Origin of the sequence: Brevundimonas sp. (assembly GCF_016463485.1) — a bacterium.
Classification (GTDB): domain Bacteria; phylum Pseudomonadota; class Alphaproteobacteria; order Caulobacterales; family Caulobacteraceae; genus Brevundimonas.
The window spans coordinates 24,116-45,506 of the sequence record NZ_JAEMRD010000011.1; the positions used below are offsets into that span (position 1 = coordinate 24,116).

The 21,391-nt window shown below is 67.1% G+C and carries 25 protein-coding genes and 1 other RNA gene; 12 read left to right on the plus strand and 14 right to left on the minus strand.

The annotated features are described in order from the left end of the window. Positions 1 to 141 precede the first annotated feature (141 nt). The 7 genes from JHC99_RS03370 to panD form a co-directional block, all read right to left on the minus strand. Positions 142 to 1,608 (minus strand): UDP-N-acetylmuramoyl-L-alanyl-D-glutamate--2,6-diaminopimelate ligase, encoded by a 1,467-nt coding sequence (locus JHC99_RS03370; RefSeq protein ID WP_292152051.1) that lies wholly within the window; start codon positions 1,606 to 1,608, stop codon positions 142 to 144. Continuing rightward, positions 1,605 to 3,350, minus strand: coding sequence for a penicillin-binding protein 2 (locus tag JHC99_RS03375; RefSeq protein ID WP_292152052.1), 1,746 nt, complete (start codon positions 3,348 to 3,350; stop codon positions 1,605 to 1,607). The genes JHC99_RS03370 and JHC99_RS03375 overlap by 4 nt, the downstream gene beginning before the upstream one ends. Next, positions 3,347 to 3,781 carry a cell division protein gene (locus tag JHC99_RS03380; protein ID WP_292152053.1) on the minus strand — a complete coding sequence of 145 codons (435 nt, stop codon included), beginning with the start codon at positions 3,779 to 3,781 and terminating at the stop codon, positions 3,347 to 3,349. The genes JHC99_RS03375 and JHC99_RS03380 overlap by 4 nt, the downstream gene beginning before the upstream one ends. Continuing rightward, positions 3,778 to 4,728, minus strand: a complete 951-nt coding sequence (rsmH, locus tag JHC99_RS03385) for a 16S rRNA (cytosine(1402)-N(4))-methyltransferase RsmH (protein WP_292152054.1) — start codon at positions 4,726 to 4,728, stop codon at positions 3,778 to 3,780. The genes JHC99_RS03380 and rsmH overlap by 4 nt, the downstream gene beginning before the upstream one ends. Beyond that, positions 4,725 to 5,198, minus strand: coding sequence for a division/cell wall cluster transcriptional repressor MraZ (locus JHC99_RS03390; RefSeq protein ID WP_292152055.1), 474 nt, complete (start codon positions 5,196 to 5,198; stop codon positions 4,725 to 4,727). Before JHC99_RS03390 ends, rsmH begins: the two co-directional genes overlap by 4 nt. Positions 5,199 to 5,477: 279 nt before the next feature. After that, a complete protein-coding gene (hemF, locus tag JHC99_RS03395) occupies positions 5,478 to 6,356 on the minus strand; it encodes an oxygen-dependent coproporphyrinogen oxidase (RefSeq protein WP_292152056.1) in 879 nt (292 codons plus the stop codon). 51 nt (positions 6,357 to 6,407) lie between these two features. Then, positions 6,408 to 6,764, minus strand: coding sequence for an aspartate 1-decarboxylase (gene panD / locus JHC99_RS03400; protein ID WP_292152074.1), 357 nt, complete (start codon positions 6,762 to 6,764; stop codon positions 6,408 to 6,410). Between the two features lie 216 nt (positions 6,765 to 6,980). Between panD and sppA the strand changes: the two genes are divergently transcribed. From sppA to JHC99_RS03415, 3 genes are all read left to right on the plus strand, one after another. Further along, positions 6,981 to 8,759, plus strand: coding sequence for a signal peptide peptidase SppA (gene sppA / locus JHC99_RS03405; protein WP_292152057.1), 1,779 nt, complete (start codon positions 6,981 to 6,983; stop codon positions 8,757 to 8,759). 137 nt (positions 8,760 to 8,896) lie between these two features. Continuing rightward, positions 8,897 to 9,214 (plus strand): hypothetical protein, encoded by a 318-nt coding sequence (locus JHC99_RS03410; RefSeq protein WP_292152058.1) that lies wholly within the window; start codon positions 8,897 to 8,899, stop codon positions 9,212 to 9,214. 17 nt (positions 9,215 to 9,231) lie between these two features. Continuing rightward, on the plus strand, positions 9,232 to 9,996 hold the full coding sequence (locus JHC99_RS03415) for an N-acetylmuramoyl-L-alanine amidase (protein WP_292152059.1): 765 nt from the start codon (positions 9,232 to 9,234) through the stop codon (positions 9,994 to 9,996). Positions 9,997 to 9,999: 3 nt separating this feature from the next. On the opposite strand, the gene bamE is transcribed toward JHC99_RS03415, so the two are convergent. The 3 genes from bamE to JHC99_RS03430 are packed head-to-tail and all read right to left on the minus strand — an operon-like array spanning position 10,000 to position 10,853. Continuing rightward, a complete protein-coding gene (bamE, locus tag JHC99_RS03420) occupies positions 10,000 to 10,320 on the minus strand; it encodes an outer membrane protein assembly factor BamE (RefSeq protein ID WP_292152060.1) in 321 nt (106 codons plus the stop codon). Positions 10,321 to 10,352: 32 nt separating this feature from the next. Continuing rightward, positions 10,353 to 10,646 (minus strand): type II toxin-antitoxin system RelE/ParE family toxin, encoded by a 294-nt coding sequence (locus JHC99_RS03425; RefSeq protein WP_292152061.1) that lies wholly within the window; start codon positions 10,644 to 10,646, stop codon positions 10,353 to 10,355. Beyond that, on the minus strand, positions 10,647 to 10,853 hold the full coding sequence (locus JHC99_RS03430) for an antitoxin (RefSeq protein ID WP_292152062.1): 207 nt from the start codon (positions 10,851 to 10,853) through the stop codon (positions 10,647 to 10,649). It abuts the gene before it with no gap. 79 nt (positions 10,854 to 10,932) lie between these two features. Between JHC99_RS03430 and rnpB the strand changes: the two genes are divergently transcribed. Next, an RNA gene (gene rnpB, locus JHC99_RS03435) (RNase P RNA component class A) lies at positions 10,933 to 11,315 on the plus strand. A 180-nt stretch (positions 11,316 to 11,495) separates the two neighbouring features. Here the strand turns inward: rnpB and JHC99_RS03440 are convergent. Beyond that, positions 11,496 to 11,957 (minus strand): hypothetical protein, encoded by a 462-nt coding sequence (locus tag JHC99_RS03440; protein WP_292152063.1) that lies wholly within the window; start codon positions 11,955 to 11,957, stop codon positions 11,496 to 11,498. Between the two features lie 30 nt (positions 11,958 to 11,987). Then, positions 11,988 to 12,731 carry a type 1 glutamine amidotransferase gene (locus JHC99_RS03445; RefSeq protein ID WP_292152064.1) on the minus strand — a complete coding sequence of 248 codons (744 nt, stop codon included), beginning with the start codon at positions 12,729 to 12,731 and terminating at the stop codon, positions 11,988 to 11,990. Between the two features lie 118 nt (positions 12,732 to 12,849). Here JHC99_RS03445 and JHC99_RS03450 point away from each other — a divergent pair, with 118 nt between their 5' ends. Further along, entirely contained in the window at positions 12,850 to 13,731 is an 882-nt protein-coding gene (locus JHC99_RS03450) for a WecB/TagA/CpsF family glycosyltransferase (RefSeq protein ID WP_292152065.1), read from the plus strand. Positions 13,732 to 13,863: 132 nt separating this feature from the next. On the opposite strand, the gene JHC99_RS03455 is transcribed toward JHC99_RS03450, so the two are convergent. Further along, complete coding sequence (locus JHC99_RS03455; RefSeq protein ID WP_292152066.1) at positions 13,864 to 14,484, minus strand: hypothetical protein; 621 nt, start codon at positions 14,482 to 14,484, stop codon at positions 13,864 to 13,866. 156 nt (positions 14,485 to 14,640) lie between these two features. After that, on the minus strand, positions 14,641 to 17,166 hold the full coding sequence (locus tag JHC99_RS03460; RefSeq protein WP_292152067.1) for an ATP-binding protein: 2,526 nt from the start codon (positions 17,164 to 17,166) through the stop codon (positions 14,641 to 14,643). 121 nt (positions 17,167 to 17,287) lie between these two features. On the opposite strand from JHC99_RS03460, the gene rutB reads away from it, so the two are divergent. The 7 genes from rutB to JHC99_RS03495 form a co-directional block, all read left to right on the plus strand. Beyond that, positions 17,288 to 17,989, plus strand: coding sequence for a pyrimidine utilization protein B (gene rutB / locus JHC99_RS03465; protein WP_292152068.1), 702 nt, complete (start codon positions 17,288 to 17,290; stop codon positions 17,987 to 17,989). Positions 17,990 to 17,991: 2 nt separating this feature from the next. Then, positions 17,992 to 18,384, plus strand: coding sequence for a pyrimidine utilization protein C (gene rutC, locus JHC99_RS03470; RefSeq protein WP_292152069.1), 393 nt, complete (start codon positions 17,992 to 17,994; stop codon positions 18,382 to 18,384). Between the two features lie 2 nt (positions 18,385 to 18,386). Further along, a complete protein-coding gene (gene rutD, locus JHC99_RS03475) occupies positions 18,387 to 19,187 on the plus strand; it encodes a pyrimidine utilization protein D (RefSeq protein ID WP_292152070.1) in 801 nt (266 codons plus the stop codon). A gap of 11 nt (positions 19,188 to 19,198) precedes the next feature. Then, the gene (rutA, locus tag JHC99_RS03480) at positions 19,199 to 20,254 is read left to right on the plus strand and encodes a pyrimidine utilization protein A (RefSeq protein WP_292152071.1); all 1,056 of its coding nucleotides are present in this window, start codon (positions 19,199 to 19,201) and stop codon (positions 20,252 to 20,254) included. 150 nt (positions 20,255 to 20,404) lie between these two features. Next, positions 20,405 to 20,869, plus strand: a complete 465-nt coding sequence (locus tag JHC99_RS03485) for a GNAT family N-acetyltransferase (protein WP_292152072.1) — start codon at positions 20,405 to 20,407, stop codon at positions 20,867 to 20,869. A 70-nt stretch (positions 20,870 to 20,939) separates the two neighbouring features. Continuing rightward, positions 20,940 to 21,140, plus strand: a complete 201-nt coding sequence (locus tag JHC99_RS03490; protein ID WP_292152073.1) for a hypothetical protein — start codon at positions 20,940 to 20,942, stop codon at positions 21,138 to 21,140. A 94-nt stretch (positions 21,141 to 21,234) separates the two neighbouring features. Continuing rightward, positions 21,235 to 21,391, plus strand: a 157-nt coding sequence (locus JHC99_RS03495) for an alanine--tRNA ligase-related protein (protein ID WP_292152075.1), incomplete at its 3' end; no start/stop codon positions are given.

Here is a 21,391-nt window from a genome sequence, read left to right on the forward strand (position 1 = left end):
GAGCGAGACGGATGGGGGGTAAAACTTGGTGTCGAACTCAGGACGTCGCTCACTCCGAGCATCGAACGGTGCGAAGCACACCCCCCATCCGTCAGCCTCCGGCTGCCACCTTCCCCCGCAAGGGGGGAAGGACCGCGCTGTCTATCCATTCTCGGTCTCGAACATCATCGCTTCGGCGGCTTCGGTGGCGTCGTCGAAGGGGTGGGTCACTCCGGCGACGATCTGACCCTGCTCATGCCCTTTTCCGGCGATGACCACCACATCTCCGTCGCGCATCGTCGAAATCGCGTGGCGGATCGCTTCGCGGCGGTCGCCGATCTCGAGCGCGTCGGGGCAGCCTTTGCGGACGTCAGCGCGGATCGCCGAGGCCTTCTCGGAGCGCGGATTGTCGTCGGTGACGATGGCGACATCGGCCAGCCTTCCCGCGATGGCACCCATCAGGGGACGCTTGCCCCGGTCCCGGTCGCCGCCCGCGCCGAACACCACGATCAGCCGGCCCGTCGCATGGGGCCGAAGCGCGCTCAGCACAGTCTCGAGCCCGTCGGGCGTGTGGGCATAGTCGACATAGACCTCACCGCCCCTGTCGCCCCCGGCAACGCGCTGCAACCGGCCCGTCGCGCCGGTCAGCCCTTCGAGCGCACCCAGAACCCGGTCGGCGCTTTCGCCCGCCGCGATACACAGTCCCGCCGCGACCAGGGCGTTCGAGGCCTGGAACGCTCCGGCGAGCGGGAGCAGGATGTCATGAACCTGACCGCGCACATCGATCTGAAGGCGCTGGCCCTCGGGCGTCGCCGTCCGTGCGATCAGGGCCAGGTCGCGGCCGCGCTGGCCTACGCCCATGATGCCCAAGCCCGACATGATGCTGGCCGAGGCGAAGCTGGAATAGTGATCCGAGTCCGCGTTGAGCACGGCAGTCCGGCCGCGCGCCAGCAGGGTCTCGAACAGCCGCAACTTGGCGTTGCGATAGGACTCCATCGTGCCGTGATAGTCGAGGTGGTCCTGGGTCAGGTTGGTGAACCCCGCCGCCTTCAGCGAAACCCCGTCCAGCCGCCGCTGATCCACGCCGTGCGACGACGCCTCCAGGGCCAGGTGGGTGACCCCCTTGGCGGCCAGTTCCGCCATTAGCCGCGCGGCGTCGGCGGCATCAGGGCTGGTCAGACCCGCGCCGGTCAATGTGTAGGTCTTGTCGCCCTTCTGGCCGACGACGCCCAGGGTGCCCATGCTGGCGGACTTGAGGCCCAGGGACGCCCAGATCTGGCGACAGAAGGTGGCGACAGACGTCTTGCCGTTGGTGCCGGTGACGGCAACGCAGGTCGACGGCTGGGCACCGTAAAAGCTGCGCGCCGCCAGCGCATAGGCCCGGCGCACGTCGCCCGAGGTGACGAGGACGGGCGCGGAGCCTTCCGGCGTATCGACGGGTGCCAGGACAGCGGCGGCACCCTGGGCCAGGGCCTGGGGGATGAAGGCGCGACCGTCGGCGACACTGCCCGGCAGGGCGACGAACAGCGAGCCCGGCGCGACCTTGCGGCTATCGGCGGTGACCCCCGTGATGACCGGGTCAGACGACAGATCGCGGCGCAGCAGGTCGGACAGGTGGATGGCGCTCATCGTCCATCGCCCTCCACGTCCTCGAGCGCGGGGACCTTTTCGCCCAACGCGTCGCGCCAGGCGTCTGCACCGCGCTGGACACCCAGGAAGGGCGCGATTCGGGCGGCGATCCGGCCCACGGCGGGCGCGGCGACGAAGCCGCCGGTGCGCGGATAGGTCTGGGGCTCGTCCATCAGGATCAGGATCGAATAGCGCCGCGTGTTGATCGGCCCGTCGGTCGGGAAGACGGCGGCGAAGGTGCCGACCGCATGGCTGGCCTGATAGCGACCGTTGACCAGCTTGTTGGCCGACCCTGTCTTGCCGCCGACCCTCAGACCGGGCGCATCGGCGCGGGTGCCCGACCCGTTGACGACGTTCCTCCGCATCAGGTCCAGCATGGTCAGGGAGGTCTGTTCCGAGATCACCCGGCGCGGCTCGACATTGGGCGCGCCGCCCTTCCTCAGGCTCAGCGGGACGTAGCGGCCGCCGTTGGTCAGGGCCCCCATGGCCGCCGACATCTGGGCCGGGGTGATCGAGATGCCGTAGCCGAAGGACAGGGACGCCAGGGTGGTGTCGGACCACTCGCGCGGGCGGATCGGACGGGCCGATTCACGCAACTCTATCGGTGCCTTGGCCAGCAGGCCGAAGCGGGTGAAATAGTCCCGCATCACGTCGCCGCCCATGCCGACGGCCAGTTGCGTCGTGCCGATGTTGGACGAGTGCAGATAGACCTCTTCCAGCGACAGCACACGGTTGGTGGCGTGGAAGTCCTTGATGGCCCGGTTGCCGATCATATAGGCCTTGGACGCGTCGATCATGGTGTTCATGTCGGCCCGGCCGGTGTCGACGGCGGCGGCGATGGTGAAGGTCTTGAACACCGACCCCATCTCGTAGACCGAGGCCACGGCCCGGTTGACCTGACTGTCCTGCGGATAGCTGGCCATGCCCAGGACCTCGCCGGTCGAGGTGTCGGCGATGATCCCGACGGCGCCCTTGGAGCCGTTCTCGCGGGCGGCGGCGTAGAGTTCGTTTTCCAGCACGCCCTGGACGCGAAGGTCGATCGACAGGGGGAAGTCGCGGCTGACGGCTCCGGCCGCGCGTATCTCGTCGTTAAAGGCCAGTTCGGCACCGGTGATGCCCATGCCACCGCTGTCAGCCTGGCCGATCACGAAGGTCGCCGACTGATCCATCGGATAGACGCGGCGATCCTCGGGCTCGAACGAGATGCCCCCCAGGGCCAGGGCGTGGACGGCGGCACGCTCGGATGGTGTCAGGCTCTGGGCGACCAGGGCGCGACGCTCGCCGAACAGCACCGTTCTCAGCCTGTCCGACTTGATGCGCGGCAGGGCCCGACGCAGTTCACGGATCGCCAGGGCCCGGTCCCAGACCTCGGCCGGATCGATATAGAGGCCGTAGTGAGTGATGTTGGTAGCCAGCAGAACGCCGTTGCGATCGACCAGGTCGGCGCGGATAAGGGCGTCGGGATTGCCGGCCGAACCGACCCCGCTCTTCTCGACGAACAGGGCGGCGTGGACGGCACCGATACCGAGCCCGACGAACACGACCGAGAACACCGCCATGACCAGGAAGATGCGGACGCGGGTGTCTTCTTCCGGCCGGGCGTCGGCGCGGGCACGCTCGAAGGCATGCTCGACCCACCAGACGGCCGACGCCGCCCAACGCAGCCACGGCGACAGGGCCCGGCCGATCGGCTCGGCGCCGGGGGTCGGACGGAAATGACCGCGATGATCCTGAACGCTCACTGCGCCACCTCGTCGGTCTCGCGAGGCACGGACGGGACGACGGGGACCGCTTCCTCGACGACAGGTGCCGTGACTGCGGCGGGAGGAACGACCGCAGGCTTCAGCGAGGTCAGTTGGCTCTCGCTCGCCTGGCGATGGACATCCACGGGAGCGAGGCCCGCCGCATGCGACAGGGCCTCCAGACGGCTGGGCTGTTCCAGGCGTGAAATCTCGGCGCGCAGCAGCCGGACCCGCTGCCGGGTTTCGGAGATCTCGTCCTCCAGCCGACCGATCTCGGTGCTTTCGCGGGCGGCGGCGGTCTTGGCGACATAGACAGAGAAGACCATGGCGGCGACGCAGACCCCGCCGATGATCTCGATCCAGCGGATACCGCGCACCTTCCAGTCGAACAGACGCTGCACAGGGTTCGACCGGGGTCCGTACGCGGTCATGCGGCGGCCCTCCACACAGGGGCGTCGGTGCGGACACCGGCGCGCAGCTTGGCCGATCGGGCCCGGGGGTTGGCCGCGCATTCCGCGTCGCCGGCCTCGCGCGCGCCCTTGAACAGAAGGGTGAAGGACGGTTTGCGGGTCTCGATCGTGACCGGCGCGTGGCGCGAACCACCCGGCGCATTGCCGCTACGCTCGGTGAAGAAGGCCTTCACGATCCGGTCTTCCAGCGAGTGGAAGGTCACGACCGCCAGACGCCCGCCAGGCGCCAGCGCGCCTTCAGCCGCCGCCAGTCCGGCTTCCAGCTCGCCCAACTCGTCGTTGACCGCGATGCGCAGCGCCTGGAACGTCCGCGTCGCTGGATGGGTCGGAGCCCCGCGCCGTCCGCCCAGAGCCTTCTCGACCACCTCAGCCAGATCCAGCGTCCGAGTAAAGGGCTCGACCTGGCGACGACGAAGGATGGCGGTGGCGATCCGCCCCGACTGACGCTCCTCGCCGTACAGTTTGATCAGATGCGCCAGCGGGCCGTGGTCATAACCATTGACGATGTCGGCTGCGCTCTGGCCCTCGCTCGACATCCGCATGTCCAGCGGGCCGTCGCGCATGAAGGAAAAGCCGCGCTCGGCCTGATCCAGCTGCATCGACGAGACGCCGATGTCGAACACGGCACCGTCGAGCCGGGATTTGCCGGTCGTCTCGAAAGCTTCGGCCAGACCCGAGAACGGGGTCCGCACCAGTCTAAATTTGCCGGGGAAGTCGTTGGCGACGGCATCCGCATGAGGCTGCACCGTCGGGTCGCGATCCAGGCCGATGACCTCGGCCCCTGTCGCCAGGATCGCCCGTGTATAGCCGCCCGCGCCGAAGGTGGCGTCGATCACAACGTCGCCGGGTTGTGGCGACAGGGCCTCGATCACCTCGGCCAGCAGGACAGGAGCATGCGGCGGCGTCATACGCCCTCCGCCCGTTTCATCTGGGCCGCCAGCTTCTGGGCGCCGATCTGGGCCATCGAGGCCTTGGCCAGGGCGCGCTGTTCGGCCCGGCGCGCGGCGTGGGCCGCCTTGTTCCAGATCTGGAACCGATCGCCCAGGCCGACGATGACGACGTCCTCGCCCAGACCGGCCTCGGCGCACAGGCTCTCGGGCAGGGTGATGCGCCCACCGGCATCGAAGGCCAGCCGCGTCTGCTCGCCCATCACCTGCCACTCCAGCGCCGAACGCTCGGCCGAGCCGAACGGCAGGTCCTGGATCATGTCGGTCAGGGTGGCCAGCAGACGGTCGCCGCCCGCCTCCAGGCAGTCGGCTTCGATGGAGGGAAACAGGAAGACAGCGGTCTCTGCGCCGTTGTCGGCGGTGCGGTAGTCCTGCGGGATCAGGAGGCGGCGCTTGCCATCCAGCTGTTTCTCGTAGGTCTGACGAAACAACCTAAGCCCACTCGAACCTGTCGGCTCGCCCCTGATTGCCAAGGCGTCAGACGACGCCGATCACCCCCGGATCACCGATCTGGGATAGCATGGGATGAACTGGGTCTCAATGGGATGGTTGACGCGTTTTAACCACGATTGAGAAGATTTCGACGCCCTAGACAGTTCACAACCGGAACATACAAAGAACGTCATAAGTATTAACAGGCTGTGGGTGCATCGCTGGTCCCCTTTCCGCCCAAGGCGTTAACCGATCATTGACGGTGGAAAAGCCGCCCTTCAGGGCCAGGCGACGGTCGGCGGCATGGAACTGAGGATTGAATCCACATTTCCTCCGGTCTTCAGTCCGAACATGGTGCCGCGGTCGTAGAGCAGGTTGAATTCGACGTAGCGGCCGCGCCGCACCAGCTGCTCCTGACGCTCCTGCGCCGTCCACGGCTCGACCATCCGCCGCGCAACGATGGAGGAATAGATGTCCAGAAACGCCGTCCCGACGTCGCGGGTGAAGGCGAAGTCGGCGTCGTGGTCGCCACTGTCGTGATGGTCGTAGAAGATGCCGCCGATGCCGCGCGGCTCATTGCGATGCGGCAGCCAGAAATACTCGTCGCACCACGCCTTGAACTTGGGATGATAGGTCGGGTCATGCGGATCGCAGGCGGCCTTCATCGCCGCATGGAATGCAACGGCGTCCGGCGCGTCCTGATGGCGGTCGACGTCCAGCACGGGCGTCAGATCCGCCCCTCCCCCGAACCAGCTCCGCGTCGTTGCGATGAAGCGGGTGTTCATGTGGACCGCCGGAATCCGCGGGCTCCACGGATGGGCGATCAGGCTGATCCCGGTGGCGAAGAACCGCGGATCCTCGGCCGCACCGGGAACACCCTTGGCGTAGTCGGCCGGAAAGGTCCCGTGGACCGTCGAACAGTGGACCCCGACCTTCTCGAACAACCGGCCGTGCATCATCCCCATGACCCCGCCGCCGCCTTCTGCGCGGGTCCACGGCGTGCGCACGAACCGGCCGGGTTCGCCGGGAAACAGATCGGCGGGCGCAGCGTCCTCCAGCGCCTCCAGACCCGTATGGATGCGGTCGCGCAACACCTCGAACCAGGCGCGGGTCTCGGCCTTCTTGAGGGCCAGGGGGTCGGTGGTCACGTCGCTCATGGGAGGGCTTTAGCGCCCATTCCCCGACCCGTCATCCTGGGATGAAAGCGATCAGGCCGCGCGCTTGATCGCGTTCTGGTCGTCCAGGAGCACCACGGTCGGCGACCACTGGCGGGCCTCTTCCTCGGGCATCTGGCCATAGGTCACGACGATGATCCTGTCGTTCTTCTGGACCAGACGCGCCGCTGCACCGTTGACGCCGAAGGTTCGCGAGCCGCGCGGGGCCTCGATCGCATAGGTGGTGAACCGCGCGCCGTTGGTAATGTTCAGCACATCGACCTGTTCGTGCGGAAAGATGCCCGCAGCATCCAGCAGATCGCCGTCGATGGCGATCGAGCCTTCGTAGTCCAGATCGGCCTGGGTCACCGTCGCGCGGTGAAGTTTGGCCTTCATCAGGGTGACCAGCATAGGCTTGTCGTCCCAATCGTGACGCGGGGCGTGGGCCCCCGCTCGCAGACGGCTCATATAGGGACTTACGCGGTCCCCATCAATCGCGTTGCTGCAATGCAGCGAAGGCGCGATGAATTCGCTCGCGCGTGAAGAGACCTTCATTTGACCGCGACCGCGCGCGCACTATGGTCGCCGTCGAGGCCACGCCGGTCCTCGACGGACCGCCAGACGCCCATGAAACAGTTCTTCCTGACCGTGCTCGGGGTCTTCACCGGACTGGTGCTGTTCCTGGTGGTGGTGCCGATCGTGCTGATCAGCGCCGCGGCCGCCTCGTCCTCCAAGCCCGCGACCCCGGCCAATGCCGTTCTGGAACTGGACCTGCGCGAGGGGCTGACCGACCAGGCCCCGACCGATCCGTTCGCCATCTTCGGCGGGTCCGGCCTGTCGACCATGAAGATCGTCGACACCCTGGCCCAGGCCGAGAAGGACGACCACATCAAGGTCCTGCTGGTGCGCCTGCCCGAGGGCGGCGTGACTCCGGCCGCCGCCGACGAGGTCCGTCAGGCGATCCGCCGCTTCCGCACCGCCGGCAAGCCGGTCATCGCCCATTCGCAAGGCTTCTCGCCCGTCGGCACGGTGATCTCCAGCTATATGGTCGGCGCCGCCGCCTCCGAGCTGTGGATGCAGAACACCGCGTCCTTCCAGGTCTCGGGCCTGGCATCCGAAGAGATGTTCCTGGGTCGGGCCTTCGACAAATACGGCGTCCGCGCCGATTTCGAGCAGCGCTACGAGTACAAGAACGCCGTCAACCAGTTCACCCAGTCCAACTTCACCGAGCCGCATCGCGAGGCGATGACAGCCTGGATGACCTCCATCTATGACGCCGCCCTGGCCAGCATCGCCAATGACCGCAAGACGGCGGTTCCGGCCCTGCAGACCACGATCGAGGCCGGCCCCTATACCGCCCAGCAGGCCCTTTCGCTCAAGCTGATCGACAAGATCGGCCAGGCCGAGGAGGCCGAGGCCGAGGCCAAACGCCGCGCGGGCAACAACGCCGACATCCTGGAGTTCGACGACTATGCGTCGTCGCAAGGCGAACGCACCGGGTCGGGCAGCGACGCCATCGCCATCGTGGGCGGCGAGGGTGCGATCGTGACCGGACGCGGTGGCTCCACCGGCTTCGGCGGCGGCTCGTCCATCCACTCCGACGTCACGGCCAAGGCCATCTATGACGCGATCGAGGACAAGGACGTGAAGGCCATCGTCTTCCGCGTCTCCTCGCCCGGCGGTTCGCCCGAGGCGTCCGAACAGATCCTGGCCGCCGTCCGCGCCGCGCGAAAGGCCGGCAAGCCGGTCGTCGTCTCCATGGGCGAATACGCGGCCTCAGGCGGCTACTGGATCAGTTCAGAGGCCGACTGGATCGTGGCCCAGCCCTCGACCATCACAGGATCGATCGGCGTGTTCGGCGGCAAGTTCGTCATCGCCGACGCCTTGGCCCGGTTCGGTGTGGATGTGCGAGGCATCTCGGTCGGCGGCCAGTACGCCGACGCCTTCTCCTCGACCGAATCCTTCACCCCGGCCCAGCGCGCCGCCTTCTCGGCCTCGATGGACAAGACCTATGAGGAGTTCGTGACCCGTGTTTCGACCGGTCGTCGCCTGCCCGTGGCCCGGGTGCGCGAGATCGCACGCGGCCGCGTCTGGACCGGTGCCCAGGCCAAGACCCTGGGCCTGGTCGATCAACTGGGCGGGGTGACCGAGGCCATCTCCAAGGCCCGCGAGCTGGCTCGCATCCCGGTCGACCGGTCGGTCCGCTACAAGCGGTTCCCGGAGGCCGAATCGCCGTGGGAGGCCCTGTCGTCAGCCTTCGGCGTCTCCAGCGAGGCCGCCCACGCCCTTGTCGCCATCGGCGGCGTCATGGCCGACCCCCAGGCCCAGGCCATGCTGCAACGGGTGGACGCCGAGCGGATGCGGTCGTCGGGGGCCGTGGTCCTCGCCGATCAGCCCCTGCCCTGAGGATCGTTCCGGCACCTGCGACAAGGGCGCACCGTTCCGTGAACGGCCTGTTCCTTGACGATAGGCGTCATTCGACCGACATTGAGCCCTGAGGCGTGATCCATCGCGCCTCAAGGCCCCGGCCGCCAAGGACCAGCATGACCCAGGATCGCGTCGCCTCCCTCGGTTTCAACGCCCGCCGCTCGAACGGGGGTGTGCTCGCGCCGCTTCTGTGGCTGGCGGGACTGATCGCGACGGTGGCGGCCCTGACCGTCGGAGCGATCCTTGCCGTGTTCACCGCCGCAGCCGTGGCGGTCATCGCCCTGATCGCCAGCATCCTGGTCTTCTTTGCCGGCTTCGCCATGCGGACCCGTCGCAAGGTGACCGTGCAACGCCGCCGCGACGACGACGTCATCGAGGCCCAGAAGGTCGGCGACACCTGGGTCGCCTATGGCTGGGAGCGGCCCGGCCGCTAAAGCCGCGCCGGCACACGATGCCGCTCGACCTGATCGACGCGCCCTCCCCCAATTTCGACCAGCGGCGCGCGCCCCCCGACATCCTGGTGCTGCACTACACCGGCATGCAGACCAGCGAAGCCGCCCTGGCCCGTCTGCGCGACCCCGAAGCCGGCGTCTCGGCCCACTATGTCGTCGAGGAGGACGGCCGCATCTTTTCACTCGTCCCTGAGGAGCGCCGCGCCTGGCACGCGGGCCGTGGCGTCTGGCAGGGCGAGACCGACGTCAACGCCGCCTCAATCGGCATAGAGATCGTCAACCCGGGCCATGAGTTCGGCTACCGCGCCTTTCCCGACGCCCAGGTCGCGGCGGTCATCACCCTGATCGACGACATCCGCACCCGCTGGTCTATCCCCGACGCCCGCATCATCGCCCACTCGGACCTGGCCCCCGACCGCAAGGAGGACCCCGGCGAACTGTTTCCGTGGAAGGCTTTGGCCGGGGCCGGACACGGCCTGTGGTTCGAACCTGCCGCCGAACGCATCGCGGCGCTGGGTGGCTTCCTTCAGGTCGGCGACGAGGGCATCGGCGTGGTCGTGCTGCGCGCCGGCCTGCATCGGCTGGGCTATGGCCTCCAGCCCGGATCCACCTATGACGAGGACACCGCCACCACCGTCCGCGCCTTCCAGCGCCACTGGCGTCAGAGCCGAGTGGACGGCGTCGCGGACGGGGAGACGCGCGCGACCCTGATGGGGGTGCTGCAACTGGCGACGGCCGAGAGCGTCACGGGCGTGCTGAACTAGGGCTCAAGGGTTGAAGGTCGTCGTCGTGTTTGTGGTCGAGGTTGAGTGGCTGGAGTTCATGACCCGATCTCCAGCAAAGCGTATGATGAGTTCTGTTGACGACACGACTGCGTCCGAAGGCGCACCGGCCTTCTCGTAGACCCACACCGTATTGCCGTCGGCGTCGAGAAAACTGCGCGTTGGCGATCCAAAAGCCATTTCGACTTGGCCCTTGGTCATGCCCGGTTGAAGCGGGGCATATCCACCGTCCCAGGGTATCGTGGTCGCGCAAGCCGAAAGGATCAACGCAGCGGCCATGAACGCGGTGACGGTCATCGATCTCATGGGGCTTCCTTGGCGCATTGCGCACGACATCGTCACAAGATCGAACGATCTTGAAAGGGACCGAACACACGGATGATACGGACCTGCATCGCCGTCTCGTCGATCCGATAGACGATCACATGGCCTTCGACGACCCGCTGACGAACTCCGGGATGAGCCCCGACAGGCCAACGGTCAGGCCTGAACTGAAGCTCTGTCAACGCGCGACCGATGCGAACGACCTTGAGTCTGGCTTTCAGCCCACTGCCGGGCTGCGTGAGCCATCTCTGCGCGGCGTTAAGGTCCCGACGCGCTCGCGCGGAGAAGAAGACCAAATACTCAGGCATTCAGGCGATAGCCGGATCTTCCAGTTCCTCGCCGGCCGCCCATCGATCGAGCCAGTCTAGGGCCTCTTCACCACCGATGACGCGACCCGCAGCGAAGTCGGCGTCCCCTTCAGCGATGCGCTTACGCTCCCATGACAGCCGCGCCTCCCGATCGGACGGCGTCTCGAAAGGATGTTCCGACAGCGGATGTGCAGCGGGCTCGGCCATGGCTCCACCCTACCACAAACATGCATCTCGCACACCTCGCGGTTGACCCTCCGCCCCCCCTGCTCCACAAGCCGCTGCGTCAGACGGCCGGGCGGTCGCGGCGGGGGCTTGCCCCTGTCGAGGAAAGTCCGGGCTCCACGGTGAGAAGGCGGCGGGTAACGCCCGCCCGGGGCGACCCGAGGGATAGCGCCACAGAAAGCAAACCTCCGGACCTGCGGGACCGGTAAGGGTGAAAGGGTGGGGTAAGAGCCCACCGCGGGCCTGGCAACAGGAACGGCATGGCAAGCCCCGCCTGGAGCAAGACCGAATAGGGACGTCGCGCACGGGTTCGCCCGCGCAGGGTTCACCGCCCGAGACGTCCGGGTAGGTCGCGAGAACCGACCAGCAATGGTCGGTCCAGAGGAATGATCGTCACCGGTCTTCGGATCGGGACAGAACCCGGCTTACAGGCCGTCTGACGCTTTTCCCCGGCTACGACGACGATGATCCGATTGTCATGGTAGGTCAGGGCGATAGGTCTTTGCGACAGCGTTGCAGTATGGCTTAGTGGAGACTGTCGCTGGTCCCCCGGCGACCGGCGGCCCGACCTCCCCGATACCGCAAACTGTCGGGAATGTTGGGCCGCCACCCCCAACTCAGATCTCAGCGTGAGCCGAGCAAGGCGCCCTTGTGCCGCCAGCCGCCCTCGGTCGTACGCTCCAGCACGGCATGGATGACGGTGTCGGTCGGGGTGGCACGATAGGCGACCAGCACCGTATCGTCGTGAATCTCGGGTCGCCAAAGCTGGACCGCCGGTCCGGTGTTGACCAGCCGCACCTCGGTCAGCGGACAGGACCGCATCGAGATCGGGCCGCTCGCACGCTGTTCCGGCCGTTGCGGCTGGAACGACGGCGTCTCCAGTTGGGCAACCTCCATGACCGCCAGGCCCGACCCGTCGTGGGGCCGGTCGAACAGCTCCAGCGCTACGGCCAGGACTGCGCAGTCCTCGTTGGAGGCCAGGGGCGCGGACGGCGCTGACCCCGCCCCCGGCCGGGCCGCCGTGGTGCCACAGGCCGCCGCGCCGAGCGCGAGCAGCAGGATGGATGCAAGGGTGATCTGTTTCATTCGGGGGCCTCCGACGCCGCCCCCTGCATATCAGATGCCACTGCCGTCGTCCTCGACCGGCGGCGGCGTGACCATCAGAAAGGCGCGGATCCAGGCGGTCAGAACGGCCCGGTCATTGGGTCGCGCCAGGGTATCCAGCGCCTCGTCGGCGAGCGCCTCGGGGATGCGATGGCCGCGTCTCTGGCGGACTAGGGCGGCGGCGTACTCGGGCTGGAATTCCGGATGGCACTGGAAAGACACGGCCGGCTCGCCCTCGTGACGGTCCCAGGCCAGGGACGCATAGGGGGTGAAGGCACTGGACGCGATGACCCGCGCGTCGGCCGGAGGCTCGATCACCTGATCCTGGTGCGACACGGCGATGGTGATCGCTCTCGAGCGGGGGAACATCCACGGCTCCTGTGAATGGACCTCATAGCGATGCGAGCCGACGCCCCAGCCGCGATCCGACTTCTCGACCCGTCCGCCGAAGGCCTGCGCCATGGCCTGATGCCCGAAACAGATGCCGACCAGCCGCGTCCTGCCCCGCGCCGCGCGCAGCCAGTCCAGCAAGGGTTCGATCCACGGCAGGTCGTCATAGACCCCGGCCGCCGAGCCCGTGACGATCGCCCCCTGGAACGCGGCCGGATCGTCCGGCAACCGCCCCGCCTGGACGTCGAACCGCACCGTCGGTACCCCCTCGCCCAGCAGGGCGCGGAACCGTGCCGGATAGTCGTCGAACGAGTCCGCCAGGTCGGCGGGCGGCTTTCCAGTCTCCAGGATGGCGATGGGTTTCAAGACAGGCTCCGGGGTCGATCCTCCTCTGCCGTTCCGCGGCGCATGAGGAAACCCCATCTGACGCGATGAAACCTCAGGCCTTCGTTAAGCCTGTCTGATGACCGGGCGTTGAGGCCTGATGGCGCACAGTCCAGCCATGGCCGACAGTTCCACATTCATCGCCGCCCGCACCGGACCGGACCGCAGAGACGACTCGCGCCCGAACTTCCGAAAGGCCCGCCGCACCGACGAGCGGATCGTGCTGCTGGGCCAGCCCATCGACCTGGTGAAGCCCGAGGAGGTGCTGCATCACATGCAGCGCTGGATCCTGGAAAAGAAGAAAGCCATCGTCGCCAACCATAATCTGAACAGCCTGGCCCTGATGCGCCGGGTCCCGGAGATGCGCGCCTTCTACGAGCGGGCCGACCTGATCGAGCTGGACTCCACTCCCCTGGTGCATTTCGCCCGCGCCCTGGGCCTGAACAGCCGGCCCTTCCACCGCTGCACCTATCTGGACTGGCGCGACCATTTCTGGAGCCTGGTCAACCGGAACGGCTGGCGGGTCATGTACGTCGGCGGCGCGGCAGACGTCGTCGAGGTGGCCCGCGACCGCCTGCTGGCCCGCTATCCCCGCGCCCGCATCTCGGTACGCGACGGCTTCTTCGACATGACGCCGGGCGCGGACGGCAATCAGGACGTGCTGGACCAGGCCGCCCTGTTCCAGCCCCACATCCTGTTCGTCGGCATGGGCATGCCGCGCCAGGAACTGTGGATCCAGCAGAACCTCGACGCCCTGCCCGATTGCGTCATCTTCTCCGTCGGCGCCGCCTTCGACTACGAGGCCGGCGCGCAGAAGGCCGCCCCGCGCTGGATGGGCCGGATGGGCATCGAATGGCTGTACCGCGTCACCGCCGACCCCAAACGTCTGTTCCGCCGCTACTTCATCGAGCCCTGGAGCCTGATGGACCTGATCGTGGCGGACGTGGCGGGGGCGGCGAGGCGGCGGCTGGGCCGGGGCTGATATCAGCTACTCCCGATCACGTCTGACGACCGCAAGGCAGATGCGCGGAAGTTCAGCGTTGGGTGGCGGACGGGACGCAGATCAAGGAAGTCCTTACTAGCCGAGCAACATCTGATGTTGCCCCACCGTTTCTCAAGGACAGGATCGACGAGGTCCGGACGCCACCGGCGGAGCCGCGGCTGTCACCAACATCTCCGTCTTGCGTGGCTTGGCTGCGGGTTGCGCGGCGAAGAGCTGATTCCTCGCTGTCGGCGTGAGCGTCTCGATTGCTACGCTGTTCCAGCGCTGACCCTCGTCGTCCTCAATCGCAAGGATGAAGCGACCGCCCTGAGTGGCCGCTTCCAGAAGTCCCGGAGTGGCGGGCCCGCCGTAAGCATCGCTCCCGCTACCACCGCTGGACCAGTACTGTGGATGGTCTGGCCCCGCAGGAACGAAAACGCGATAGCCGCGCCAAACCTGTCCCGAGGGACCGACAACCACGGACTGAACCCAACTGTCACGGTTGCGGCAATAGTTCCGGAATCCAATACCCCACGTCACTGAATTGGGAGTTGAAAGATCGGCGGCATCATTTTCAAAGCCAATAAGAAAGCCAAAGCCCGAGACATCGACATAGTCCCCAGCCCTGAGCGAAAGCTCTCCGGTCGGCTCAAGCCTGACGGTTTCCACGCGGATCTGCCTTTCGACAGGGGCAGGCGGCGTCGAGCAGGACGAAAGAACGAGGGCTGCGAAAGCGAGAAGTAGCTGCCTCATTGTTAGCTCCCAATGCCCCGGAAACAGTGATTGGTCGGAACAGATCAAGTCAAGGCAGACCGTCAAACAGTGTCAGCTCGTCTGCTGTCCAATCGTTTGCAGCGGCGGGGCGGCTTGCCCAGTGACGACGAACGCCGCTCGCCGAAGCCTGTGACGTCAGGCCGCCTGCGAGTGCGGCTGCGCCTCCGCCCCATCATCCCCCGCCCCCATCGCCGCCTCGATCGCGGCGAACAGGGTGGCCAGGGTGATGGGTTTGGCCAGGTGGCCGTCGGCGCCGGCCTCCCTGCCCGCCGCGACGTGTTCGGCCAGGGCATTGGCGGTCAGCATGACGACCGGGGTGCGCGCCCGCCCCGTTCCGGCCTCCAGCGCACGGATGGCGCGGGTGGCGGACAGGCCGTCCATCACCGGCATCTGCATGTCCATCAGCACCAGATCGAAGGGCTCGACGGTGAAGACGTCCAGCGCCTGCTGTCCGTCCTCGACCATCGTCAGGTCGACGCCGCTGTCGCCCAGCATGATCTCGACCACCTTGCGGTTGGCCGGATGGTCGTCGGCCAGAAGGATGCGCAGGCCACGCGCGTCGGTGTCGGCGACGACGTCCGTCGCCTCCGCCAGGGCCATTTCTGGCGCGGGCTCCAGCGGCATGTCGAACCAGAAGCTCGCCCCCTCGCCCGGCCGGCTGCGGCAATCCAGCGCCCCTCCCATCAGTTCGGCCAGGTCGCGCGAGATGGCCAGGCCCAGACCCGTGCCGCCGAACCGGCGGGTGATCGATCCGTCCGCCTGCTGGAAGCGGGCGAAGATGCGGGCCTTCTGGGCGTCGTCGAAACCGACCCCGGTGTCGGTGACGGTGAACCGCATCCGGCCGTCGCCGGTCGGCGCGCCTTCGATACGCACCGAGCCGGTCTCGGTGAACTTCAGGGCGTTGGAGGTCAGGTTGGTCAGGATCTGACGGAACCGTACCGGGTCGCCGATCACGGCGATGTCCAGCGCCGGATCGAGGTTGATCGCCAGATCGACCCCCTTCTCGGTCGCCTTCGGGCCCCACAGCATGCCGATGCTGCGCACAGCCTCGCCCAGGTGGAAGGGTATCGGCTCGATCGTGACCTGACCGGACTCGATCCGCGCCGTGTCGAGGATGTCGGACAACAGCCGCTCCAGGGTGATCCCCGACGACCGGATGACCCCGACCATCTCCTGCTCGCGCGGCGGCAGGACCGACCGGGTCAGGGTGTCGGCCATGGCCACGATGCCGTTGAGGGGCGTGCGGATCTCGTGGCTCATATCGGCCAGGAACTCGCTCTTGGATCGATTGGCCAGGTCGGCGCGGCGTCGCGCGGCGCGAAGGTCGGCCGACAGTCGGAACTGCCAGACCATGGCCCCGCTGACGAACAGGAAGAAGACAATGCCGATGCCGAACATCCAGTTCTGGGACCGGATCACGTCGCGTTGCAGGCTCGCGTTGGCGCGCACGGTCTCCAGCTGGGCGCGGCGTTCGTCGAGCTTTTCCTGCATGTCGCCGGTGACTTGGCGGATGCCGGCGCTGAACCTCTGGGCGATCCGCTCGGCGTCGGCCCGGTCATAGGCGCGCAGGGTTCGGTAGGCCTCGGCGGACTGTCCCCGGGCGAACAGGATCTCGGCCTCGACCAGCGGCAGTTTCGACGCACCGTCCTCGCGGAACGCGCCCGAGGCCTCTCGGCGGCGGATCTCGGCCAGATCGGCCTGGGCCTTGGCCACCTGCCCCGTGCGGGCATAGGCGATGGCCCGCATCGGCAGCAGGCTGCCCGCCAGAAAGGCCGCGTCGCCCAGGTCGTGGCCATAGGGCTCCAGGCAGTCCAGCACGCCGCGTGCGTCGTCACCGGCCTGGGCCACCATGGCGCACAGATTGGCGTCATAGGTCGACAGGCTGGGCAGGTTGGCCCGCTCGGACAGCCTGTGGTGCGAGGCATAGAACTGACGCGCCAGATCGGCATCGCCCAGCTGGGCCGCGAGCCGGGCAAGATTGTACAGACTGTCGAAATCGGGGCGCGGATAGGCCGGGTCGGCGAAATCGATCTCGAACCGGCCGAAGGCGGTGGCGGCACCATCGAAATCGTTGAGGTCCATCAGGCCCATCCCGACCATTTCCCATACCCCGGCATGGGCGGTGGCGGCGTACCGGTCACCTTCGGGGATCAGGGTATCGACCTCGGTCAGCATCTTGAGCGCCTCACCGATCCGGTCCTCGTCGATCAGGGACAGGGCGTGCAAGCGCGTCGCATGGGCGCGGGTGAACCAGTCGCGCTCGGAATTCGCCAGGACCGCCATCTGGCCCGCCGCCGTCGCGTCGCCCTGGTCATAGCGGACGGCCAGATCATTGAGGTGGGCGATCATCACATAGCGGCCGTCGTCCAGCCGCCGCGCCGCCGCCTCCAGCCGCCTGTTCCACAGGATGGCGTTGTCGAAATCCCCCTGGTTCAGGAAGATCCAGGCCACGTGATACAGCCGGTTCAGCCCCTCGCGATCGTTGCGGGTCATCGCCGCCTCGCCGAACGCGGCCAGGCTGGCGAAATTGGTCGCACCCGCACGACGCTCGACGGCCGCCGCGAGCTCGCGCGGGGATCGCTGCGGAGCAGAGGCCCAGACGGGACCGCCGATCAAAACGCCCAGCAAGAGAGCGACAAGGACAAGACTGAATCTGGGCATCTAGAATCCGGCTACCGGACAGCCATGACACAGGTTTATTGAACAAGGCTTAGCGGTATCCGCTCTCTTGCTGCGGTGCCGAAGGGCTTGGCGCGCGCGCTTGGTGTGTCATGGTGGGCGAATGCCGACGATCACGCTTCCCGCCCGCCCCGACCCGCTCCAGATCGATCCGGCGACCACGGCGGTGATCGTCATCGACATGCAGAACGCCTACGCCTCGCCGGGGGGCTATCTGGACCTCGCGGGGTTCGACATCTCGGGTGCGGCCAGGGTTATCGCCAACACCAGGGGCGTTCTGGAGGTCGCGCGGGCGGCCGGCGTCCAGGTCATCTATTTCCAGAACGGCTGGGACCCCGACTATATCGAGGCGGGCGGACCGGGCTCCCCGAACTGGCACAAGTCCAATGCGCTCAAGACCATGCGCGCCCGGCCTGAACTGCGCGGCACACTGCTGGCGCGGGGGACATGGGACTACGAGCTCGTCGATGAATTGCAGCCTCAGCCCGGCGACATCTGCCTGCACAAGAGCCGCTACAGCGCCTTCTTCAATTCCCAGCTCGACAGCGTGCTGCGCTCGCGCGGCATCCGCACTCTGGTGTTCGTCGGCATCGCCACCAACGTCTGCGTGGAATCGACCCTGAGAGACGGCTTCTTCCTCGAATATTTCGGCGTCGTGCTGGAGGACGCCACCCATCAGGCCGGGCCGGAGTTCGTGCAGCAGGCCGCGCTCTACAACATCGAAACCTTCTTCGGCTGGGTCTCCAGCGTCGCCGACTTCAAGGGCGTCGTGGGCCAGATCGCGCCCCACTCACAGGAGACCTGACCATGCCCAAGACCGTCATCACCCCGCCCGGAACCCAGACTCCGATCGCTCCCTTCTCGCCCGGAACCCTGGCCGACGGTGTGGTCTATGTGTCCGGCACCCTGGCCTTCGACAAGGACAACAACGTCGCCTGCGTCGGCGACGCCGAGGGCCAGACCCGCATCGTGCTGGAGACCATCAAGTCGGTGATCGAGACGGCCGGCGGGACGATGGACGACGTCACCATGAACCACATCTTCCTGTCCGACTGGGCCCACTACGGCGCGCTGAACAAGGTCTATGCCGAGTATTTTCCCGGCGACAAGCCGGCCCGGTTCTGCATCCAGTGCGGCTTGGTCAAGCCCGACTTCCTGGTCGAGATCGCGACCATCGCCCACATCGGCAAGCGCGTCTGACCTTGGCGAGCGGAACCGCCGACGGCCTGTACTGGGAGGTCCACGACGGCCCGGCCGATTCGCCCAGCGTCATCCTGTCCGCAGGCCTCGGCGGTTCGGCCGCCTTCTGGGCGCCCCAGATGCAGGCCCTGACCGAGCGGTTCCGCGTCATCCTCTACGACCATCGCGGCACGGGCCGCAGCGACCGCAGCCTGACGCCCGATCATTCCGTCGCGGCGATGGCGCAGGACATCGTCACCGTCCTTGACGCCACCGACACAGACCGCGCCCACCTCGTCGGCCACGCGGCGGGCGGCAACGCCGGGCTGCAACTGGCGCTCGATCACCCCGACCGGCTGGATCGGCTCGTCGTCGTCAACGGCTGGTCGCGGCCCGATGCCCACGTCGCCCGCTGCTTTTCCGCCCGCACCCGCCTGCTCGAAGCCTTCGGCCCCGCCGCCTATGTGGAGGCGCAAGCGTTGTTCCTCTATCCGCCAGACTGGATCAGCGAGAACGACGCAGCGCTCAGGATCAGCGACGCTCACCACGTCGAGAACTTTCCCCGCCCGGACGTCATGCTGGCCCGCATCGACGCCCTGCTGGCCCTCGACATCGACGACCGGCTGTCCGCTATCCCACACCCTGTCCTGATCAGCGCCTCCGCCGACGACATGCTGATACCGCCGCGCCTGTCGCGCCGACTGGCCGAAGGACTGCCGAACGCGACTCTCGCCGTCGTTCCTTACGGCGGTCACGCCTTTACGGCGACGGTTCCGGATGTCTTCAATGCCCGTCTGATCGCCTTCCTCCTCGGCGACGTCTGAAAGGTCACCTCATGGAAGTTGGCGTCTTCATTCCGATCAACAACAACGGCTGGCTGATCTCGGAGACCTCGCCGCAGTACATGCCGTCGTTCGAGCTCAACAAGACGGTGGTCCAGGCCGCCGATCGCTACGGCCTCGACTTCGCCCTGTCGATGATCAAGCTGCGCGGCTTCGGCGGCAAGACGGGCTTCTGGGAACACGGCCTGGAAAGCTTCACCCTGATGGCGGGCCTCGCCGCCGTCACCGAGCGGATCAAGATCTTCGCCACCGCCGCCACCCTGACCATGCCGCCCGCCATCGTGGCCCGCATGGCCGCGACCATCGATTCCATCGCGCCGGGCCGGTTCGGCATCAACCTGGTCACCGGCTGGGCCGAGGCCGAATACAGCCAGATGGGCCTGTGGCCCGGCGACAGCCACTACAAGGATCGCTACAAATACCTGGCCGAATACGCCCAGATTCTGCGCGACCTGTTCGACACCGGGGTGTCGAACTTCAAGGGCGACTATTTCACCATGACCGACTGTCGGGTCAGCCCCCGGGCCACCGACACCAAGCTGATCTGCGCCGGGTCGTCGGGCGAAGGCCTGGCATTCACGGCCCAGTACGCCGACTATTCGTTCGCTCTGGGCATGGGCACCAACACCCCGACCGCCTTCGCCTCGGTCAGCCAGCGGCTCATGGACGCCAAGGCCAAGACCGGCCGCGACGTCGCCGCCTACATCCTGTTCATGGTCATCGCCGACGATACCGACGAGGCCGCCATGGCCAAGTGGGAACTCTATCGAGACGGCGTCGACAAGGAGGCCGTGAAATGGCTGGTCGGTCAGGCGGCGGCGAACACCGGTGAGGACACCAACACCAGACAGCTCGCGGCCGAAAAGGCGGCGGTGAACCTGAACATGGGCACTCTCGTCGGCTCCTACGCCTCCATCGCCCGGATGCTGGATGAGGTGGCCACGGTGCCGGGCACGGCCGGGGTGCTGCTGACCTTCGACGACTTCGAGAGAGGCATCGAGGACTTTGGCCAGAAGATCCAGCCGCTGATGGAATGCCGGAAATCGTGAATCAGAAATCCGCTCATCCCGGCGAAAGCCGGGACCCAGTGCTTTGGGCGACAGCCATCAATAGGGCTCGATGATGGATATCCAGCGCACTGCGTCACGAAAGAACTGGGTTCCGGCTTTCGCCGGGATGAGCGGGATGTGCAGGTTCAGATGACCGCCCTCACCATCCGCCCCGACGACCTCACCAACGACCAGACCCGGGCCCTGCTGGCCCTCCATCTCGCCGGCATGCACGCGAACTCTCCGCCCGACCACGTCCGCGCCCTAGACCTGACCGGCCTCCAGACCCCCGACATCACCGTCTTCACCGCCTGGCGCGGCGAGGCCATCGCCGGCATCGGCGCGCTCAAGGCCCTGCCCGACGGCACCGCCGAGCTGAAGTCCATGCGCACCCACCCCGACCATTTGCGCACCGGCGTCGCCGCCGCCCTGCTGGAACACCTGATCGCCACCGCCCGCACCCTGGGCTACCGCCGCCTCAGCCTGGAGACCGGATCCGGCCCCGCGTTCGACCCCGCCCTGATGCTGTATCGCCGTCGCGGCTTCGTCGACGGCGAGGCCTTCAGCGACTACGAACGCAGCGCCTTCAACCAGTTCCTGCATCTGGATCTATGACGTCCTGTCAGCAGCGAACCCAAACCGACCTGCGACGTTCGAATGTCCTCCCCCAACCGCGAGACCCACCATGGCCGACGTCGCCGAAACCCTGTCCCAGTTCAATCTCGCCGAGACCGACGACGGCTTCCTGCTGGAGATCGGCGGAGACGGCGGCTCGCTGCTGACGCTCAAGGCCTCCGTCGAACAGATCGACGCGATCGTCGAGGCGCTGGACGCTCTCCTGTCTGAAGACGACGCCGCGATCGAAGAGGTTGCCGACGAGTCGTGATCGTCAGTCGTCACGCCCGGGGGTGATGCACGGCGGACAAAACCCCTATATGACGCCGGTTCGCCCGCGTCCGCCTCCCCGAAGAAGACCCGCCATGACCACGCTGAAACAGATCCGTTCGACCTTCCTCGACTATTTCGCGGCCGACGGTCACACCAAGGTCCACTCCGCGCCCCTGGTGCCCCAGAACGACCCCACGCTGATGTTCGTCAACGCGGGCATGGTGCCGTTCAAGGACTATTTCACCGGCG

Bases quoted from the DNA above. Each gene is read 5' to 3' on its own strand.
- rutB (WP_292152068.1), top strand. From the start codon at position 17,288: ATGCCGACGATCACGCTTCCCGCCCGCCCCGACCCGCTCCAGATCGAT.
- JHC99_RS03450 (WP_292152065.1), top strand. From the start codon at position 12,850: ATGGCGCACAGTCCAGCCATGGCCGACAGTTCCACATTCATCGCCGCC.
- hemF (WP_292152056.1), bottom strand. From the start codon at position 6,356: ATGAGCGACGTGACCACCGACCCCCTGGCCCTCAAGAAGGCCGAGACC.
- JHC99_RS03370 (WP_292152051.1), bottom strand. From the start codon at position 1,608: ATGAGCGCCATCCACCTGTCCGACCTGCTGCGCCGCGATCTGTCGTCT.
- rsmH (WP_292152054.1), bottom strand. From the start codon at position 4,728: ATGACGCCGCCGCATGCTCCTGTCCTGCTGGCCGAGGTGATCGAGGCC.
- JHC99_RS03380 (WP_292152053.1), bottom strand. From the start codon at position 3,781: ATGACCGCGTACGGACCCCGGTCGAACCCTGTGCAGCGTCTGTTCGAC.
- JHC99_RS03485 (WP_292152072.1), top strand. From the start codon at position 20,405: ATGACCGCCCTCACCATCCGCCCCGACGACCTCACCAACGACCAGACC.
- rutC (WP_292152069.1), top strand. From the start codon at position 17,992: ATGCCCAAGACCGTCATCACCCCGCCCGGAACCCAGACTCCGATCGCT.
- JHC99_RS03455 (WP_292152066.1), bottom strand. From the start codon at position 14,484: ATGAGGCAGCTACTTCTCGCTTTCGCAGCCCTCGTTCTTTCGTCCTGC.
- JHC99_RS03415 (WP_292152059.1), top strand. From the start codon at position 9,232: ATGCCGCTCGACCTGATCGACGCGCCCTCCCCCAATTTCGACCAGCGG.
- JHC99_RS03490 (WP_292152073.1), top strand. From the start codon at position 20,940: ATGGCCGACGTCGCCGAAACCCTGTCCCAGTTCAATCTCGCCGAGACC.
- JHC99_RS03430 (WP_292152062.1), bottom strand. From the start codon at position 10,853: ATGGCCGAGCCCGCTGCACATCCGCTGTCGGAACATCCTTTCGAGACG.
- JHC99_RS03425 (WP_292152061.1), bottom strand. From the start codon at position 10,646: ATGCCTGAGTATTTGGTCTTCTTCTCCGCGCGAGCGCGTCGGGACCTT.
- bamE (WP_292152060.1), bottom strand. From the start codon at position 10,320: ATGAGATCGATGACCGTCACCGCGTTCATGGCCGCTGCGTTGATCCTT.
- JHC99_RS03410 (WP_292152058.1), top strand. From the start codon at position 8,897: ATGACCCAGGATCGCGTCGCCTCCCTCGGTTTCAACGCCCGCCGCTCG.
- JHC99_RS03440 (WP_292152063.1), bottom strand. From the start codon at position 11,957: ATGAAACAGATCACCCTTGCATCCATCCTGCTGCTCGCGCTCGGCGCG.
- panD (WP_292152074.1), bottom strand. From the start codon at position 6,764: ATGCTGGTCACCCTGATGAAGGCCAAACTTCACCGCGCGACGGTGACC.
- rutA (WP_292152071.1), top strand. From the start codon at position 19,199: ATGGAAGTTGGCGTCTTCATTCCGATCAACAACAACGGCTGGCTGATC.
- sppA (WP_292152057.1), top strand. From the start codon at position 6,981: ATGAAACAGTTCTTCCTGACCGTGCTCGGGGTCTTCACCGGACTGGTG.
- JHC99_RS03460 (WP_292152067.1), bottom strand. From the start codon at position 17,166: ATGCCCAGATTCAGTCTTGTCCTTGTCGCTCTCTTGCTGGGCGTTTTG.